This window comes from Deltaproteobacteria bacterium, assembly GCA_016180855.1.
Classification (GTDB): domain Bacteria; phylum UBA10199; class UBA10199; order JACPAL01; family JACPAL01; genus JACPAL01.
In genome coordinates this window covers 46250-63354 of sequence record JACPAL010000005.1, presented here as the reverse complement: position 1 = coordinate 63354, position 17105 = coordinate 46250, and the positions used below count along the sequence as shown (strand labels likewise).

Genomic DNA, 17105 nt, shown 5'->3' with positions numbered 1-17105 from the left:
ACTTATTGAAATGAAGCTCCCCGCGGCAAGACCGCGGGGTTTCTTGGCGGAATCCCCGTAGCCCCGACCCTCCTCTGCCAATGCTTCGAATCCCCGGACCATTCATCCCCGCCGCAAGACGGCAGGGTTTTCTGGCGGAGGCGGATAAATACGTTTTATAGACACAAGAACCATTCTAGCACACCAGAACAGAAAAGTTCCAGATAAAAGCAAGTGGCGTCCTGCAAAACTTACGATCGGGGTGGCCACGATGTAGAGATCTACGGTCCTGGGGATGAATTCTCCCCCTCCAAAATGATTTCGTAACTTTCCTCGATCACCTTGCGAAATTCATCGCTGATCGAGTTCCATTCTACCAGATCAACCCGAATCGGCAGGTCCGACTCCTCAAACGCCTCACGGAGGCGACTCAATGTTTTGAGGTCAAGCGGGTGATCGGCAACGACGGCGAGATCAAGGTCGGAGTGGGGTTTTGCGGTGCCGGTGACTCGCGAACCAAAGACCCGAACCTCATACCCGGGGATCGTATCGGCAAGGATCCGACGGACTGTTGTAAGATGATGGGGGGGGAGGTCGATCACGCGGTCTTTGATTTTAGTTTTTGAAGTAGATCCTGGGCATCCCGCAAGAATCCCTTCGCCCCCTCGTAGACACGTTCGGCCACGGCACCATCGTAAGTGTGGGTCGTCGGGTTCCGCTTCTCCAGATAATCAAACCAGGCATTCGGATCGCGAATCAGACCTTGTTCAAATCCAACGCGGAAGAGCTGCTTTGTCGTGAACCCATCCACTTTTTCAAGACTGTAGTTTTCGAGATAACGCTTCAGCAGTTTCCAGGACAATTCAAAACTAAATTCAAACGCATGGATCACCGCAGCCCGGAATTGCTCACGCAACTCACTATCTTTTTGACTTTCGTTGGAGGTAAGGTACCAAAGGCCTTTCTCAAGCTGCTTCAACGCCTTTTCAAGCGGGGTAAGAATTAATTTCATGAAGGCATACCTTTAGGAAAGCCGGCCTCCAAAGTCAAACCTTCCTCGCGATCGGATAACCGGGGACCAACGCCGGTTCCATCAGGCACGCTTAGTACTTCGACTGAATCCAATCGCGTACGGATTCGGGACCTAAGTGGATAATTTCGAGTGGCCCTTTTTTGATCAAGCGCTTCCCCGGCTGATTCGCCGTTATCAGAATATTCTCCCCTTCAGGGTGGCGATGACGAAAACTTCTCAATGAAGAATCATCAAACTGGTCTTGATGCCACTTGCATTCAATCGCAACCGGTGGTTTGCCACGCCTCTTCCAGACAAAATCAATTTCATGCCCCGCCTTATCCCGCCAGTAATTGAGGGAAGTTTCTTGCAAGACAGAGTGAAATTCATTCAGAACCCAATGTTCGAAGAGAAGACCTGCATGGTCGTTAGGAAGGGTTGTCCACCCCTTGGCAAAGGAGACGAAACCGGTATCGAAACCGAAGACCTTTGGGGCCGTTACTATCTCGGTCGCAAGACGTTTGGAATAAGGACGAATCACATGGGCCGTCAGGGTTGTTTCCAGGACGGCAAGGTAATTTGAAATCGTAGGACGACTCACTTCGCAAGGGCTGGCAAATTTCTGAGCCTCAAAAATACCGCCACTCTGCGCCATGAGGAGTTCAAAAAACTTGAGAAAAGAAGACCGATTGCCCAATCGAAATAATTCCTGAATATCTCGGGACCAAAAGGAATCCAGCCATTCCTGATAAGCCGATTCGTCCCACTGATCTGCGAGAAGAAACGGAGGAAGCCCCCCGAGGAGGAGACGTTTTTTAAAGTCCCCAATCCCAAAAACTTGCGAATCGAGGCTGTTTGCCGGAGTCAGCCAGATACGCGTTTTTCGCCCGGTCAGGGAGTCGCGAAATTTGGTTGTAGCAGCCAGAGTTGAGGACCCAGTCGCGATGACATGGATCGAAGGATAATGATCGGCAGCAATTTTTAAAATTTCGGCGGGGTGAGAGAGACGATGGATTTCATCGAGAATGACTGTTTGTTTCTTTTGCCCCTCCCAGAAACTCTCGCTCTCAACCTCTCGGCGCACCGATGGTAATTCACAATCGAAGTATCGAACTCCGGAGAGCATGCGACAGAGAGAGGTTTTCCCCGACCGCCGGACCCCTGCCAGCCAAACAATCGGGCGCTTCTTGAGGGCCTCCAGAAGAAGGCCTATCCAAAACGGACGTTCTACCATAAGAATCTATGGTTTCATATGATCGAACTATATGCAAGTTGGTTTTCTTATAGAATATATCGGGTTCTCCGATTTTCTTAAACCTTCCTCGCGATCGGGTGCCAGAGGGACAGTCTTTTCAATTTCCGGGCGTTATCGTACCCAACACTACCGATTTTCTGGCCCCGGTTACACGCGGAAGATTCGTCGGACGGCCCTGAAGGGTTTCATGGGCCAGCAGGGCAAAAAGCACCGCCTCGGCGGCATCGGAAGGGATACCAAAGGGATACTCGTCGAGTGTGCTGATCTTCGTCCCAACCAGTTCCGCACGAATCATTGTCATGAGTGTCTCGTTGTGCACGCCGCCTCCCATAAAAATAATTTCATCAAGCCTCCCCTTGGAAAAGATAAAACGACGATAATTCTCGGCAATCGATACCGCTGTGAAGGCAGTAGCCGTTGAGACAATATCTTCAAACCGAAGCTTAAGCCGTTCGCCCCGCGACAGAAACGTCATGACAAAATCTCTTCCAAACTCCTCACGACCACACGTTTTTGGAGGTCGCTTACCGATAAACGGTCCCCGAAGGAGTTCCTTTAAGAGAGAAAGCGAGATTCGCCCTCGGAGTGCCACTCTTCCGTCCTCATCGAAGTGATGACGTCCGCCACTTTTTTCACGCATCAGACCATCGATCACCATGTTGCCCGGACCTGTATCAAAACCGGTCACCTCCTTGAGAGAGGCGTTCTTTGGCAAAAAGGTCAGATTGCTGATCCCACCGAGGTTGTGAACAGCCCTGCTCAACCGGGAAGAGTGAAAAAGGTGGTAATGGAGATAGGGGGCGAGCGGTGCCCCTGTTCCTCCCGCGGCAATGTCACGCGACCGAAAATCGGCAACTGTGGTAATGCCGGTCCTCTCCGCAATGATGGAAGGCTCTCCCAGTTGAACGCTCCCTTCCTGCCCCAGATGACAAACCGTCTGCCCATGGGAGCCGATAAAATCGATCCGGCCGATCGGAATTTTCGCCTTGTGACAAATCTTCTTAACAGCCCCCGCAAAAAGTTCGCCTAATTCAAAATGGAGGCGGCACAACTCTTCCTTGTCCGAAAATTTGCCGTCCGAACAGGCCAGGACTCTCTTCCGAATTTTTTGAGGGAACCGGTAGGTTTCAAACGCCACGAGATGAAGGGGTTTTTGATCCGCTTTCGAGGAGAACCGAACAACAGCCGCATCAATCCCATCGATAGAGGTTCCAGACATGAGGCCAACACCCAAAGACATGATCGGGTGCTAACATCGCTCACGCTCACTTTCAAGATTTTAAGGGACGGTCAGCAACATCTACAATTCTGGCCGTTTGAATCACAGCAGCACCAATTACAGTCATCATCACAGGCAGCTGCACTTCCTCCCGAACCGCTCAAGACATCCAGCATACCGTTTCGATCAAAAACGAATCCTTTATCTTTGTCGATGTAATCGAGGTAGGTCTTTATTTGTTCACGAGATAAACTTGGATCATTTAACACGGCGTCCCGTCCTATAATGCAGCGCGGCTCAAGAACCCGGGATGGTTGTCTGGCAATACCCTGTTGGGTCCTTGAGGATGTCCTCGCCTTAGTTTGGGCCTCAACATGGCCGGAAATTACGCCTAATGTCAGAGAAACAAAGGCGAACAGGATTACTATAGACCACGTGGTTTTTCTCATAAAATCTCCTTATTGTTCGTTGGAAAATTACTCACACACATCGCCGATGCCATTTTGATTCCCGTCTTCTTGATCCGGATTATAATATTGGGGGCAATTGTCAACCGGCAGTTCCGGCTGATTGGGAAGAGAGCGATCGACGACCCCATCCTGATCGGCATCAATCTCGGGAGGAAAGGCACTCATGATCTCCGGTCCCGAGCCTTGCAGGACCTTCGGATCACGGAGGGGAGGAACGGTTTTCTCATCATGGGGGAGCTCACCCATTCGCCCCTCCAGATCCGAAAGCCCCTCCGTAGAACCATCTAAATCAGGGTTCTGCTCTTCTGGAACATTCGCGGTCGGTTCCGGCGTGCCAGGCTCCTGCTCTCCCTCCTTGCAGGCGACACCCAAGACGAGACCGCCTATCAAAATGATAAAACTTATCATTTTGAGAAGCCGAAACGGCCTTCCATTAAGTTTAATCGAAGGAGAGACCATACCCGGATCCCTCAACTGCAAGGAGCATGCCAAACAAGGGACTGTTGAAAAATGCCATTTTTTCAACACACCCAACAAATCAGGCTCAACGAACGATGACCTTGAGACGGGGACCGAGTTTTAAGTGAAACTGATTGGTCGGTGGATGTAGATCACCATCAATCGTATACCCCACCGGTTCGGAAAGCCGGATAACCATTTCAGCACAGGAGTTCTCCACGAGGTCAGGACAACCTGATCGCTTCCCCAAAAACATGCGTGGAACGTAAGCAAGCACATTCCGCGGCGGGAGCGAAAAACCGACCGCATGAAATCGCCTTGGCTCCACCGCCTTGTAGAAGACACGAAAGGCAAGGCCGAGGTATTCGAGGGAGCCGGCATAAATAGCGGAATAATTTTTGAACGGCCACCTTTCGCCATCGACCTGAACCTCGGCATCCATCCTCTCAAACATTTTGCAGGCAAACGGACCATTGACCAGCGCGGAACCGATCGACTTGAACAAAGTCCCGGCCGCCTGCGTGGGAGACGGAATGCCGCCCCGATAGTAGGCGTTCATGAACCGGTCAATCACTCCACATCCCCAGATAAAACCGTATTTGCCGTTGATATTCATGATATCAATCTCCGTCTGCTCAAACGGTTCATCCTCGTGATATTTATAGAGAAGGTTAGTCAGTATTTTTTCCGGAGCGCCGTAGATACCACATCCAAAGGCAATCGTATTGAGAGTTCCCCCTCTCAAGAAGGTAATTTTGGGAAGAGGTTGATCCCCATAAACCTGGATAAACGTTGTGAGCGTGACATGATTCGTCCCATCACCCCCCGTGATCGCGAGGATATCGATCTCCTTCCTTTTGAACTCTTCAGCAACACGCCGGATGTCGAGATCGTTATTGGTTGGCGCAAAGTTTCCCCTCTCTCCAACAATAAAACCCATCCTCTTCAATTTTTCAGGATTTTTGCGATAACGCTTGGAATGCGGATTTAGGACAATGCCGATTCCTGGCATAAATCATTTCCGACTTTGCTTACGTCTGGGACGTCCTCTGCCATGCCCCCGTCTTGGAGGCCCTCCCACACGGCGTCCTCGTCTTTCCCCATGACCCCTCTCAGAGCCCCTGTGATAAGTGTGGGTAATCGGCGAGGTCTCCTCTTCAGACGGCCTGTTTAAAAGCTCCAGCAGCGGATTGTAATAATGATCTCCCTTATGAATCGACCCTTCATCCGACGTCGATAAAAGAGAGGTGTTCCCAAAAAGCCCCTCTTCAAATGACTTCAAAAAACCATATCTTTCAACCCGCTGGAGAAGGTGGAAGGCATCATCTAAAAAAGTTCGTGCCCGACGAACCAGTTTACCGTTAGAGGCAAACTCCATCTCGTCCATGAATCCCTCCGCGAGGGGTTTCATCATCGCCAACTGCCTTAAATCCCCTTTCACATCTTTTACCTGAAAAATCTCCTGACCGGTTACCAGGGCAACCCAGTGATAGAGCCACTGAAGAAACCTGGGGTTCAGATCCTCAGGGAGAGAATCCGGTGAAGGGGGAAGATATTTAAGGGGGGCCTTTGGGAACAGCTCACGAATCAGGCAGGAGCCAGACATCTCGTGGAGAAGAAGCTCCTCTGATTCCGGTGACCACCGGAAAGGATGCCCCAGACCGATCTGATCAAACGCCATGCCTCCAGCAAGGGATAAACTCTCTGTGAGAAAATGTGTGGCAATCACCTGGGAGTAATTTCCACCGGATGCGGCCGGTAAATTCACGCCTGTATTGAGGACAATTCCGGCACAGGCCATGACCCTTCGCGCGAACTGATGCTCAATGAGGTTCTGTTTGACCGTCCCCCTTCCTCCTAAAACATCACAAAACAGGTCCCCCGAAAGATAATCGACCTTCTCCAGGGCGGCGATCGTTGTCACCTCTGCTATTTGACCATCCGTCGCCGAGGCAATAAGTCGAATATACCTCCCTTCACGATCTGAAATCTCGTCAAGCAGGTTCCGAAAAAGACGGTATCTCTCCGGCAATAATTCCAAATGAGGGACAGAACCGATGTCGATGCAATCCGCCCCCTGAAGAATGGCAGACCTTGCCTCCTCCCGTTGCTCCTCAACGGATGAGGGTGAGAGCGTGACGTAGCGAAGAGGCCTGGGCGAAGGAGGGAGCGAGCGGAGCCTTTTTTTACGTGTCTCTTTGGCCTGTTCAATCCGGCTAATCGCCCCTTCGGCCAGCGGAACCAAAACAACCCGAATCTCCTCCGGGTCGACATCGGGCAACTCCTGGAAGCGAAGCCTCCCCTCGGCAACCCTCAGACAAAAACTGATCGGTGTCGTCCTTTGTGAAACGAGCGCCCTCCCGAGCCAATAGCAAATCCCCTTGGAGAGGTCCTCTGGCCCAAGGGTATTCAAAACGGCCTCAACCAATGGCCTCCCCTTGTAGGCCTCCTCAATTCCAAAGAGCCTCAGGACAGCCCTCTCCACAGAAATGGTTGTATGATGATCAACAACATCCTGAAGATTACGGGCGACTTTCTCCGAAATCTTGCGGCAACTCTCTATTCTATCCCGATCAAGCGTCAGCCTCGACATACAGGAGCTGATTTGACCCGTTTTGGAGTGAGCGTCAAGAAATTACTCTTACGCACGAACTAATTTGACAACTGTTTCAAGATGATACGTTTGGGGGAACATGTCGAGCGGTTGCACCTCTTCCAGTCGGTACCGATGACGGCTCCAAAAACCGACATCGCGCGCAAGTGTTGTGGGATCACACGAGACATAGACAATCACCCGCGGCTTAAGAACAATAATGAGATCCAAAATTTCGGAGGCACCTTGGCGAGGGGGATCAAGGAGAAGAATATCGACAGGAGATTTCCTCCGATAAAATCTCTTCAACCCCCACTCAGCGGAACCTTGCAAGAACTCAATATTTGTTAACCCAAGATGGGCCGCCCTTTTTTCCGCCTCCTGCAATGCCGCCAGCGAATGCTCCACGGCAAAAACCTTCCCAACCCTTCGGGCCAACGAGAAGGTAAAGTTCCCGGATCCACAGTAAAGCTCAACAAGGGTCCATTTTTTGGTGAAGGCTGGTTCGGAGCGACCCAGCGCGAAGTGAAGCACCGTCTCTATCAAACGTTCATTCAACTCCGGATTAACCTGAGAAAAGAACCTCCCCTCCTCTTCCAATGGAAAGAGGGTGACCTCCTCCCCATCAACTGCAAGTTCAAAATGTCTCGGAAAATTTTTGTAGCCATTGGATTTTAGCCCCTGAAGATGTTCGTTCAACCGGGGAAAGGCAATCTCGCAACGATTAAACTCCACAACCTCATGACGTTCGGATCTGTAAAAACCAACGTGGGATTCGGCGTCGGTGTGTAACTGGATTCGTTGTCGATAATTCCAGTGATGCGGCGACGGGATGATCGGGAGAGGGATAACATCCGCAATCTTGCCGATCCGTTGCAAACTCTCCTTGAGGATCGCCGTTTTTTCACGAAGCTGCGTGGCATAATCGAGGTGTTGCCACTGACATCCCCCGCAGAGACCAAAGACGGAACATCGGGGGGAGATGCGTCCCGGAGAAGGTTCCAGAATCTCCAGAACTTCACCACGATCAAACCGGCCACGGCTCTCAGTAATGCAAATTTTGACGCGATCTCCCGGCACGGTCCCGGGGACAAAAACAACCTTGTTGTTGATCCGGCCAACGCCGTTTCCCCCATGGGCCAGACGTTCGATGACAACTACCTTTTCCTCCCTCAAACTTTTCTCCCTTTATCCACCTGAACCATGACCTCATCAAGCAACCGGGAGGTTCCCTTCTGAACTGTAAACACTAAAGGACCGAATTTCAGAGTCTCTCCAACGCCCGGAAAGCGGCCAAATCGATTTAAGAGAAACCCGGCCAAAGTTTCATAATGCCCTTTGGGCAAGGCCCATGAAAACGTCTCATTCACTTCATCCAACGTCATCCTGCCCTTGACGAGGTAATTTCCCTCAGAAACCGCCGTCCATTGCTTTTCAGCCTGATCATACTCATCATCAATCGCTCCGAGGATCTCTTCGATCAGATCCTCAAAAGTCACAATCCCTACAGCACCACCATACTCATCGACGACGACTGCCATATTGGATCGCCGTTCACGAAACAGGTAAAAAAGATCCCGGATTCCCATGAGGTTCGCCACGTAGAGAGGCGGCTGCATGAGAGACTCGACGGAAGCGGTCAGCTTCTTCGCCATCAGAAGGTCAAAGGTACCGACAATCCCGACAATGTTATGGGCCTTTTTGTTAAAAACCGGGATGTGGGAATATCCCCCCTCACTTGTCTGTACAATCGCCTCCTTGATCGTAAGGCTGTCCCAAAGTGAAAAGACCTCCGCAAGGGGGGTCATGACCTCATAAACCTTCCTCTTGGGGAAGGAGAGGATTCGAAGGATTGTTTTGTGAAAATGAACGGGAAGGTTCAAAGGCACCTCGGAACTCTTGACCAACAATTCGAGCGATTCAGGAGTGACTGGATGCCCCCCGAGCAGCGTTCCACGCACCCCTCCCATCAAGAGAAGCGTCAAACGGGAGAGAAGCCAGACAATCGGTGAAAAAAGATACGAAAAGAACAGGATAAAAGGTGAAAACCAGGGCCCCAGCCGGTCCGCCCCACGCTGAAAAACAGATTTTGGGACCGCTTCGCCAAAAATGAGAACGATCGGCGCGAGCAAGAGACCGACCCACTCATACTCCATCCCGAAATGGCGAAAGATGAAGAAGGTGACAAGAATGGAATTGCCAACAATAAAAAGATTCTGCCCCAGAAGGGTCGTCGAAAAAAACCACTCCGGTTTTTTCGCGAGCGTCAGAGCGATACGGGCCCGACGATCCCCCCGCCCGGCCCGATGACTTAATTTAAGCTTGTCACAGGCAACGAGTGCCATCTCCGTGCCGGAAAAAACCGCCTCAAAAAACAGGCAGAAAACAGACCAGAAACACAACTGAATCAGATCGCCCCAGATCATGGAAAGAGACCCTCCAAAAGATCATCCATGGTGATGATCCCGACCGTACTTCCATGCTCATCCTTCACAATCCCCATATGGACCCGCTTCTGTTTGAACTCCTCAAAAACCTCCGGGAGCTTCTGATGGGGCCTAACCGTTACAAATGTTTTCATCCTCTCCGACAGGTTAATGACGGAGGGTTCGGACACCTTCAAATCGAGAAGGCTCTTGGCATGAAGGATGCCGATGACCTCATCGAGGCGTCCCTTATAGACCGGAATACGGGAATAGCGGTTCTCGCGAAGAACCCCCAAAACCTCCTCCGGCGGAAAGGTGTCAGGAATCGCCACGATCGACCGACGCGGGGTCATGATCTGCGAAACATGAATCGATGAAAAATCAAAAACCTTCTGGAGAAAGGTCCTTTCGAACTCCTCCAGGGTCCCTTCTTCACGCCCCATCTCGAGTAGTGTCTTGAACTCCTCTTCAACGATCATTCGCCGCTGAGGGAGAATACCAAAAAGTGCTACAAGACGGTCGGTGATCACCGTGAGAAGGCGGCGCAACGGGGTCATCAGCCATGAAAAGACATTGAACGGAAAAATCAGAAAATGGGAAACCGTCTGACGGTTTCGAATCGCAATGTTTTTGGGGATGATCTCCCCAAAAACGAGGATCAGAAAAGTGGCAACGGCCAATGATAAAACATAAACAAACCGAACGTCATGCCCCTTCAAAAACTGATAAGCCAGGCTACCGGCAAGGATCGAAATCGCGACATTGACGAGCTCATTTCCCAGTAAAACGGTCGTCAGAAGTTCTCGAGGTTTTTCCAAAACCTTAAGAACAAGCGCCGACAGACCACCCGCCTGTTTCAATCGATGCTTCTCCAGGGGGGAAAGGGAGAAAACAGCCGTCTCAAAACTGGAAAAGGAGGCCGACATCAACAGCAGAAAAAAGATAATCAGCAAAGGATAAATCATTTGTAAGCTCTCAAAAAGGCCCCGATGCAAGGCAGGCCGGCGAGGCGCGACGCAGGCGTACTTACGGTTGTACGTCGAGGAGCGTCCGAGGCGGCCAACGCCGCAGATGGGCCTTTTTCAGAGGTTACCATTTAAAAATGGGAGAAGCCGAGCCGGCGAGGCAACGGAAGCCTCCTCCCCTTTTCGTCGCAAAGGCTGATTCCCCCCATCTGGGAAGTTATTGTACCAACGACCGTCACCGGAATGCCATGAATTTTTGAGGGAATTTTCCGGTGGGGCGAGGCGGTAAAAAGGAGCTCATAATCCTCACCTCCCGTTAATTTGAGTAAAAGCGATGCTTTTCCTGGCAACCGACCTGTCCAAATCTCGGCCCCAACCCGACTCTCCTCAAGAATGTGATTTAAATCCCCCAAAAAACCGTCGCTGATATCGATGCAACTCCGTGCCATCTTCCGGAAAACGAGCCATCGACCGACTTGAACCCGATTGGGCGGCTCATGGTGAGTTTTTTTCTTCAGCGCCTCTGCAGCCTCTCCCAACTTTCCCGTCACATAAATCAGGTCGCCGCTTCTCGCTCCATCCCTCTTCAGCCCCCTTCCCGTTTCGACCTCCCCGATCAGGGTGACACTCAAAAGAATTTTATCCGATCGGTTAGTATCACCCCCCACAATGGAAAACCGGTTCTCACGGGCCACCTGCTCCATCCCCTCCATGAGCAACACCCTCCGATTCATTGGCAGACGAACGGGCATTCCAGCCCCAACCACTGCATATCTCGGAACTCCACCCATCGCCGCAATATCAGAGAGATTCACGAGCATCGCCTTGCGACCGATCTGAATCAGGGAAGAGGTGTCGGTCCGGAAATGAACCCCTTCGATCACCATATCCGTGGTCATGAGAAGATCTTTCTCTCTTGAAGAACGGACGATGGCGGCATCGTCACCGATGCCGCAGAGAACACCTCGCCCCTTCTGCTTTCCCTTTGAAATTGCTCTGATGAACTCAAACTCCCCCAGGCGCTTCACCATGGGCTACCTTATCTCTCGAATCTCTCCACCTTTTGCCTGAAGGAGAAAGAGTCTCCTCCGGGCATCCCCTTCCTCATTAAAAGAGATGTTTCCGGTCACTCCTTCAAAATTTTTAACACCGGTAAGCGCCTCCTGAAGATCAGGGCGCGTGATCCCCGGACGTCCCCTTAAAACGGACCCCAGAAGTCTGAGGGAATCATAGGCATAAGCCTCCAGCAAGGTCGGCTCGAGATCGTAGGACGCCTTGAAGGAGGCGTTGAAGTCTTTGGTGCGAAACTCCTCCGATCTCGCATAAAAGCCGTTCACAAAGACCGCCTTCTCAAGTCCCGGCTCCTTGATCGTTGTGAGCTCGGGATGATCCCAGCCGGCTCCCCCGAGGACCAAAATCTGATCCATCTTCAAAAAACTTAAACCGGACATCAGATCCGGAATTTGACGGTAGGTGCCGGGAAAGAAGAGGACATCAAACGGGTTCTTCTTCTCAACATTATAGTCCTGCCGAGCGAGTTTAAGATTTCGAAGTGGGCCAAGAAAGTCGGCCGCCTCCAGGGCATAGCTCTCTTTGGCAATAACCGTCCCACCACAATCGCCCACGTCTCTTTCAAACTCCTTAAGATACTCCTGCCCGCCCTCCCCCTGAGGATAAAGAATTGCAAACTCTTTTTGATTCAATTCCTGGCAGGCATAATGAACCACAGTCGCCACCTGATCCGCAATGGTCAGAAAATTCCTGAAGATGTAACGACCGACCTCTGGCAATTTCGGTTTTTGCGACAAGGCGACAAGTGGAATCTCCAGTCGTTCCGCAATCGGCGCAGCCACCTCTGCCTCTGATTGTGAGAGTGGCCCGATGATAGAAACGACTTCGGGAATTCCAGCCAACTCCTCTACAAACCTCGCAGCCTTCTGAGGATCTCCCTCCGTGTCCCGAATCTCAAGAATCAAATCGAGATCACCTCGACAAGGCTCAAAAATTCCTGCAGCACATTCGAGACCATGCAGAACCGACTCACCATAAACAGAAAGTCGGCCTGAAAGGGGAAGAACAACCCCCACTTTTTGCCGGACACCAGCCTCTCTTTTGCCAATCTCAGCGAGGAGGGCATGGGCCGATGGAACAAACTCGTGCTTTGGATGTTCCTGAAGATAAAGCTCCCCCCACGAAGCGACCTTTTCATAGTTGCCCATGGCATGCATCGTCTTGACCAGCTTCCACAGGACGTATCCCCCCGACAGCTTCCCCTTGAAGTCCTGATAAAGCCGTCTGAGCGAGCGAACCTCTCCTGCAGAGCCGGACAGACCAGCCCACTCACGTACAAATTCAGTCGACTCCCGCTGATTGAAAACCCAGGTCAGCTCACCAATACTTGATTCCGCCGGAGCCAGAAGGCTGTATCCATCCACCAATTCAAGAAATCCACGAACCTCCTCCTCAGCACTCTTTGCCTTTCTTGCCGCATTCACACGAAGAGAACCGGAGCGCACTTTGAGAGAAGCGGGGATGTCCGGAGGCATTCGACCAAACGCTTTAAAAACCGCCTCATGCTCACCAAGACGATAATAACAGGCGGCCATTTCATAGAGCGCCTCTCCTCCCCACTCCGATGAAATCTTTTTTCGAAGTGACTCCTGATAATGAGGAATCGCCTCCTTCCATTGCTCGCGGGAAAAATAGATTTCTCCCAAACGGTAGTGGGTCTTCGCCGTAAAATAATTGTAGGGAAATCGGGCGAGATAATTCTCATAGGCAGAGACGGCCTCAGGATATTTTCTGGAAAGAAAGAGTTCCTCAGCACCCTGAAAGGCGGTTTCCATCTCGGGGGTACGGGGAAGGGGCACGGCAACACGCGGTTCCCTCATGGGCCCACAGGCAAACAAGAAAAAAACAAAAAGGATCCAGAAATTTCTCTTCACAATTTTTTGTCCTTGGCAATCACGACCCGTGCCGCCCGCAGCAATTTGCCTTGAAACAAATATCCTTTTTGAAATTCCTTAATGACCGATCGGGGTTGAAACTCCACGCTCTCCTCCTCCATCAATGCCTCATGAAAAGCGGGGCTGAACGGTTCTCCGAGTGATTTGATCGGAGTGACACCGACCTTTTCCAAAAACTGATCCATCTGCTTTAAGGTCAAGAGGATCCCTTCATGAAGAGGTTTTACATCCGTCGCTCCGTGGGAATGTTGTACCGCCATCTCTAAATGATCTTTCACCTCCAGTAGCTCCCTTAGAAGACGTTCGCTGGTAGAGAGAATAATTTCCGCCCGCTCTTTAATGACCCTTTTCTTGTAATTGTCCAAGTCGGCCATTGCACGAAGATAACTGTTCTTCATCTCAAGGAGCGCCTGATCGAGATCCTTCACTTTTTGTTCAAGCTCCTGAGTTTTTCCCTCCGTTGCCCCCGACCGGTTGGTTGGATCAACAGGACCTTCCTTCACGGGTGAAGCCTCACCACCCTCTTTCCCTCTAAAAGACATTTTGGACATAGTGAATAGAATCTAGTGATACACGCCGAGGAGGTCAAGCAGCCGTTGGCAGAGTAAAAAAAGACTCAACAAAACAATCAATTTGATATTTTTTTATTGCTTATCATTATTTTTTTAATAGTAACAATTATAGTTGTCAAAATAATCATCGCCCGCTATACTTCAAAGCGGGGTAGGGCGCGTGGAAAAAAACAGACTGCAAATCCTCTTGATCGATAGCGATCCATCCCGATTCTCTATTGTCCGCGAGAAACTGTACCATACAGATGCCCCGATCAAGGCGGAGCTTTTTCATGAAACCGAGGGTGGACTCCAGGCAGCCAAGACAAATTTTTACGACCTGATCTTCTCCGATCACCATCCGCCGGCGATCAACGCCCTCCATCTGTTAAAAGAGCTGCAACGAGGGGGAATTCATACACCTGTTGTACTCGTTACCGGCCACGAGGAAATTCGAACGGCACGTGAGGCATTTAAGCTAGGGGCCCGTGATTATCTTCTCAAAGAGGAGCTTGAGTCGATCTCGCTACTCGATCTGATCTCGGAAGTTCTTCTGAAGGACCAGGAGGTCGCCGCCCACCGTAAATGGCAACTTCATCTGAGGGACCAAGCGTCTCGAGACAGTCTAACAGGGCTATTCAATCATGGCTATTTTTTACAGATTCTGGAGAGGGAATCGTTAAGGGCCGCCCGTTTTCAAAGACCATTATCTCTGCTCATGATCGACCTCGACGGTTTCAAGCCGATTAATGATACCTGTGGCCACCCTGTTGGTGATCAGGTGCTTGTCAGGGTTGGTGATCTACTTCTAAAATCGGTCCGCTCCCTGGATACCGTCGCCCGCTATGGGGGTGACGAATTTGCAATTCTACTGCCTGAAACCAAATCAAAAATGGCCTTTAGGATTGCCAGGAGAATCCTCAATGAAATTCAGAGGAATCCACTCCTTCATCAAAACAAAATTTTTCCTGTAGGGGCAAGTATCGGAATCTCCTCCCTCGATTCGAGAATCCCAACGCAAAGCTCGACCAAGCTCCTCGAGGAGGCCGATACAGCACTTTATACGGCAAAGAGGTCTGGACGTGGAGGAATCGTCCTATTCAATGAGACAATAGCCTCTCCAGAGGGTTCGTCACTACACGTTTCATAGCAAAAGCCAACACATCTAACCGTTTGTTTTTAAATAAAATAATATCTGAATCGAGATAAAAGGGTTTAAATTAACCCATTTTAATTATTTTTTTAGTTAAATTTTGTTTGTTAATAATTATATAATATATTGATACTAATACATATTTTTAATTTTATTAACTATATTATCAAAATGGTACGTCTATTGCACCTAATAACCAACAGGGCGGGGTTGGCTTTCCCAAAGAAACGAGGGGAAGATGCAGAGAGCGTGCAGTATAGGGGGGTTCCTCCTGTTGGTAGTGGTGGTCGCGGGGTGCAGCGATAATGAGAGGAGATCCGCTGGCGGGTACGCATCGACTTCACAGACAGATACAACAGCCTCCAACGAGCTGGGCGAGATGTCACTTGAGGAGATTACCGAAATCAATTTTTCATCAGGTCGTGGAATGATAAGCCTGGAGGAAGGGGGCTCGGACGACAGTTATCTCCTCGTCGTCTCGGCCTCGAATACAACCTCAGGTAACTACACCGTCCAGCTGGCCGATCTCTCGCTCCCCTCTTCTCTCATCGCAAGCGACCATTTGGCCTTGAGCTCTTCTTATTTTTCAAGCGAGGATCCCGAAGAGGCCGAGTTTCACCAATTTTTGGGAGAGATAGCGGTCTCACTCCCGGATTCCGACGAAAGAATTATTCAGCAATCTTCGCTCCTTTCCGGCCTGTCAAAAGGCCCGTCTATCGGCGACAAGAAATCGTTCAATGTCCTCTCCTCGATGAGTTCCATTGCAAGATGCAAAATAGTCACGGGGGAATTGCGTGCCATCACCTCTAATCTCCTCGTCTATGTGGACAAGGAGGCCTCTGACAACATCAAGGATGACGAAATAGAAGAACTGGCTCTAAATTTTGATCAGAATTCAATCCCCCTTGAGAGGGACCTTTTCGGCAATGAATCCGACTTAAACAACGACGGCTACATAAGCGTCCTCATGAGTGGGGTCACCAACGGAATGGCCTCTTCAGGTGGTATTGTCACAGGCTTTTTCTTCCCGGGTGACCTTTACTCAAAAAGCGCCTCCAATCCCTGTTCCAACGAACAGGAGATCTTTTATACGCTCGTGCCCGATCCCAAGGGAGAATTCGGGGTCCCGATCACCGCAGAGTTCGCCACGCAAAATATTCTGCCGGGGGTCCTCTGCCATGAATACCAGCACATGATCAGTTTCAATCGTCATGCCCTCTTGGGAGAAGGTAAAACAGAGGAGCCTTGGCTCAATGAAGCGATCTCACACCTCGCGGAAGACCTGTGCGGCTATGGCCTTGAAAACTACTCCCGCGTCAAACTCTTTCTGGATAAACCGAACACAACCTCTCTTGTTCCGACCACCTCCCCATCACTCGCGGAACGGGGAGCGGGCTATCTCTTCCTTCGATACCTCTATGAACAGCAACCAAAGGGAGAGGCCTTTCTCCGGAATCTCCTGGAGGGAAATTCCAGTGGCGCCGAGAATATCGTGGCCTCCTTCGGGGATGGCGAGTTTGCCGATCTCCTGAATCGATGGTCTCTGACGCTCGCATTAAGCGAGCTTGGGCTAACCAGTGATTCAAAGTACAATTACCAAACACCGTTCAAACACTCCGTCACCGGAAATAGGAGTGGAATTTGCCTGCGGTGCGACGCCGAGGATGGTCGAGGAACCATTTTAAAAGGACCGGCCATGGCCGAGGTTGATTCGTTCCCGATCGCCGTCAATTTAAATGCGACCTCCTCACAAATTTTGATTGTTTCGGATCCACCTTCCAGTCTGGGGATTATCGGTACCGGAGGACCTAACCTGACCGGTACGATGCTCAGACTGGTAAGGTAAATTAAAGAGGCCCTAGCCCTGCCATTCCGCGATATGCGGATACCCAATGGCAGGATGCCCCAAGCAGCTCCCCTGGAGGAGACCGGAAGGTAGCCACAGGGGAGCCTTCCTTTTATTGGGGGGATCGCTGCACACCTCGTATCTGAACCTTTCTCCTCATCCTCGCTAAATAACCCTCTCCCCACAGCGGGAGAGGGGAGTTGTCTCAAAT

At 50.7% G+C, this 17105-nt stretch carries 16 protein-coding genes; 2 read left to right on the top strand and 14 right to left on the bottom strand.

The annotated features are described in order from the left end of the window. Positions 1-260: 260 nt before the first annotated feature. The 14 genes from HYT77_03085 to HYT77_03020 form a co-directional block, all read right to left on the bottom strand. On the bottom strand, positions 261-581 hold the full coding sequence (locus HYT77_03085; protein ID MBI2066978.1) for a nucleotidyltransferase domain-containing protein: 321 nt from the start codon (positions 579-581) through the stop codon (positions 261-263). Continuing rightward, positions 578-991: a nucleotidyltransferase substrate binding protein gene (locus HYT77_03080; GenBank protein MBI2066977.1), complete on the bottom strand. Its 414-nt coding sequence runs from the start codon at positions 989-991 to the stop codon at positions 578-580. Before HYT77_03080 ends, HYT77_03085 begins: the two co-directional genes overlap by 4 nt. A gap of 91 nt (positions 992-1082) precedes the next feature. Then, on the bottom strand, positions 1083-2225 hold the full coding sequence (locus tag HYT77_03075) for an ATP-binding protein (GenBank protein ID MBI2066976.1): 1143 nt from the start codon (positions 2223-2225) through the stop codon (positions 1083-1085). Between the two features lie 118 nt (positions 2226-2343). Next, positions 2344-3486 carry an anhydro-N-acetylmuramic acid kinase gene (locus tag HYT77_03070; GenBank protein ID MBI2066975.1) on the bottom strand — a complete coding sequence of 381 codons (1143 nt, stop codon included), beginning with the start codon at positions 3484-3486 and terminating at the stop codon, positions 2344-2346. Positions 3487-3536: 50 nt separating this feature from the next. Continuing rightward, on the bottom strand, positions 3537-3914 hold the full coding sequence (locus tag HYT77_03065) for a hypothetical protein (GenBank protein ID MBI2066974.1): 378 nt from the start codon (positions 3912-3914) through the stop codon (positions 3537-3539). Positions 3915-3941: 27 nt separating this feature from the next. Continuing rightward, the gene (locus tag HYT77_03060; protein ID MBI2066973.1) at positions 3942-4343 is read right to left on the bottom strand and encodes a hypothetical protein; all 402 of its coding nucleotides are present in this window, start codon (positions 4341-4343) and stop codon (positions 3942-3944) included. A gap of 136 nt (positions 4344-4479) precedes the next feature. After that, positions 4480-5406: a hypothetical protein gene (locus HYT77_03055; GenBank protein MBI2066972.1), complete on the bottom strand. Its 927-nt coding sequence runs from the start codon at positions 5404-5406 to the stop codon at positions 4480-4482. 3 nt (positions 5407-5409) lie between these two features. Next, on the bottom strand, positions 5410-6987 hold the full coding sequence (locus tag HYT77_03050; protein MBI2066971.1) for a hypothetical protein: 1578 nt from the start codon (positions 6985-6987) through the stop codon (positions 5410-5412). A gap of 48 nt (positions 6988-7035) precedes the next feature. Beyond that, positions 7036-8163: a class I SAM-dependent RNA methyltransferase gene (locus tag HYT77_03045; GenBank protein MBI2066970.1), complete on the bottom strand. Its 1128-nt coding sequence runs from the start codon at positions 8161-8163 to the stop codon at positions 7036-7038. Continuing rightward, a complete protein-coding gene (locus HYT77_03040; protein ID MBI2066969.1) occupies positions 8160-9413 on the bottom strand; it encodes an HlyC/CorC family transporter in 1254 nt (417 codons plus the stop codon). The genes HYT77_03045 and HYT77_03040 overlap by 4 nt, the downstream gene beginning before the upstream one ends. Beyond that, positions 9410-10378: an HlyC/CorC family transporter gene (locus HYT77_03035; protein ID MBI2066968.1), complete on the bottom strand. Its 969-nt coding sequence runs from the start codon at positions 10376-10378 to the stop codon at positions 9410-9412. The genes HYT77_03040 and HYT77_03035 overlap by 4 nt, the downstream gene beginning before the upstream one ends. Before the next feature lie 131 nt (positions 10379-10509). After that, positions 10510-11409 carry a thiamine-phosphate kinase gene (thiL, locus tag HYT77_03030; protein ID MBI2066967.1) on the bottom strand — a complete coding sequence of 300 codons (900 nt, stop codon included), beginning with the start codon at positions 11407-11409 and terminating at the stop codon, positions 10510-10512. A gap of 3 nt (positions 11410-11412) precedes the next feature. Next, the gene (locus tag HYT77_03025; GenBank protein ID MBI2066966.1) at positions 11413-13323 is read right to left on the bottom strand and encodes an ABC transporter substrate-binding protein; all 1911 of its coding nucleotides are present in this window, start codon (positions 13321-13323) and stop codon (positions 11413-11415) included. Further along, positions 13320-13895, bottom strand: a complete 576-nt coding sequence (locus HYT77_03020) for a nucleotide exchange factor GrpE (protein MBI2066965.1) — start codon at positions 13893-13895, stop codon at positions 13320-13322. The genes HYT77_03025 and HYT77_03020 overlap by 4 nt, the downstream gene beginning before the upstream one ends. 181 nt (positions 13896-14076) lie before the next feature. On the opposite strand from HYT77_03020, the gene HYT77_03015 reads away from it, so the two are divergent. Both HYT77_03015 and HYT77_03010 read left to right on the top strand, forming a co-directional pair. Further along, a complete protein-coding gene (locus HYT77_03015) occupies positions 14077-15045 on the top strand; it encodes a GGDEF domain-containing response regulator (protein MBI2066964.1) in 969 nt (322 codons plus the stop codon). A gap of 241 nt (positions 15046-15286) precedes the next feature. Continuing rightward, on the top strand, positions 15287-16894 hold the full coding sequence (locus HYT77_03010) for a hypothetical protein (protein ID MBI2066963.1): 1608 nt from the start codon (positions 15287-15289) through the stop codon (positions 16892-16894). The last annotated feature ends 211 nt before the right edge of the window (positions 16895-17105 follow it).

Coding starts and splice junctions, on each gene's coding strand:
- HYT77_03020 (MBI2066965.1), bottom strand. CDS start 13,895: ATGTCCAAAATGTCTTTTAGAGGGAAAGAGGGTGGTGAGGCTTCACCC.
- HYT77_03055 (MBI2066972.1), bottom strand. CDS start 5,406: ATGCCAGGAATCGGCATTGTCCTAAATCCGCATTCCAAGCGTTATCGC.
- HYT77_03040 (MBI2066969.1), bottom strand. CDS start 9,413: ATGATCTGGGGCGATCTGATTCAGTTGTGTTTCTGGTCTGTTTTCTGC.
- HYT77_03035 (MBI2066968.1), bottom strand. CDS start 10,378: ATGATTTATCCTTTGCTGATTATCTTTTTTCTGCTGTTGATGTCGGCC.
- HYT77_03060 (MBI2066973.1), bottom strand. CDS start 4,343: ATGATAAGTTTTATCATTTTGATAGGCGGTCTCGTCTTGGGTGTCGCC.
- HYT77_03050 (MBI2066971.1), bottom strand. CDS start 6,987: ATGTCGAGGCTGACGCTTGATCGGGATAGAATAGAGAGTTGCCGCAAG.
- HYT77_03075 (MBI2066976.1), bottom strand. CDS start 2,225: ATGGTAGAACGTCCGTTTTGGATAGGCCTTCTTCTGGAGGCCCTCAAG.
- HYT77_03070 (MBI2066975.1), bottom strand. CDS start 3,486: ATGTCTTTGGGTGTTGGCCTCATGTCTGGAACCTCTATCGATGGGATT.
- HYT77_03010 (MBI2066963.1), top strand. CDS start 15,287: ATGCAGAGAGCGTGCAGTATAGGGGGGTTCCTCCTGTTGGTAGTGGTG.
- HYT77_03080 (MBI2066977.1), bottom strand. CDS start 991: ATGAAATTAATTCTTACCCCGCTTGAAAAGGCGTTGAAGCAGCTTGAG.
- HYT77_03065 (MBI2066974.1), bottom strand. CDS start 3,914: ATGAGAAAAACCACGTGGTCTATAGTAATCCTGTTCGCCTTTGTTTCT.
- thiL (MBI2066967.1), bottom strand. CDS start 11,409: ATGGTGAAGCGCCTGGGGGAGTTTGAGTTCATCAGAGCAATTTCAAAG.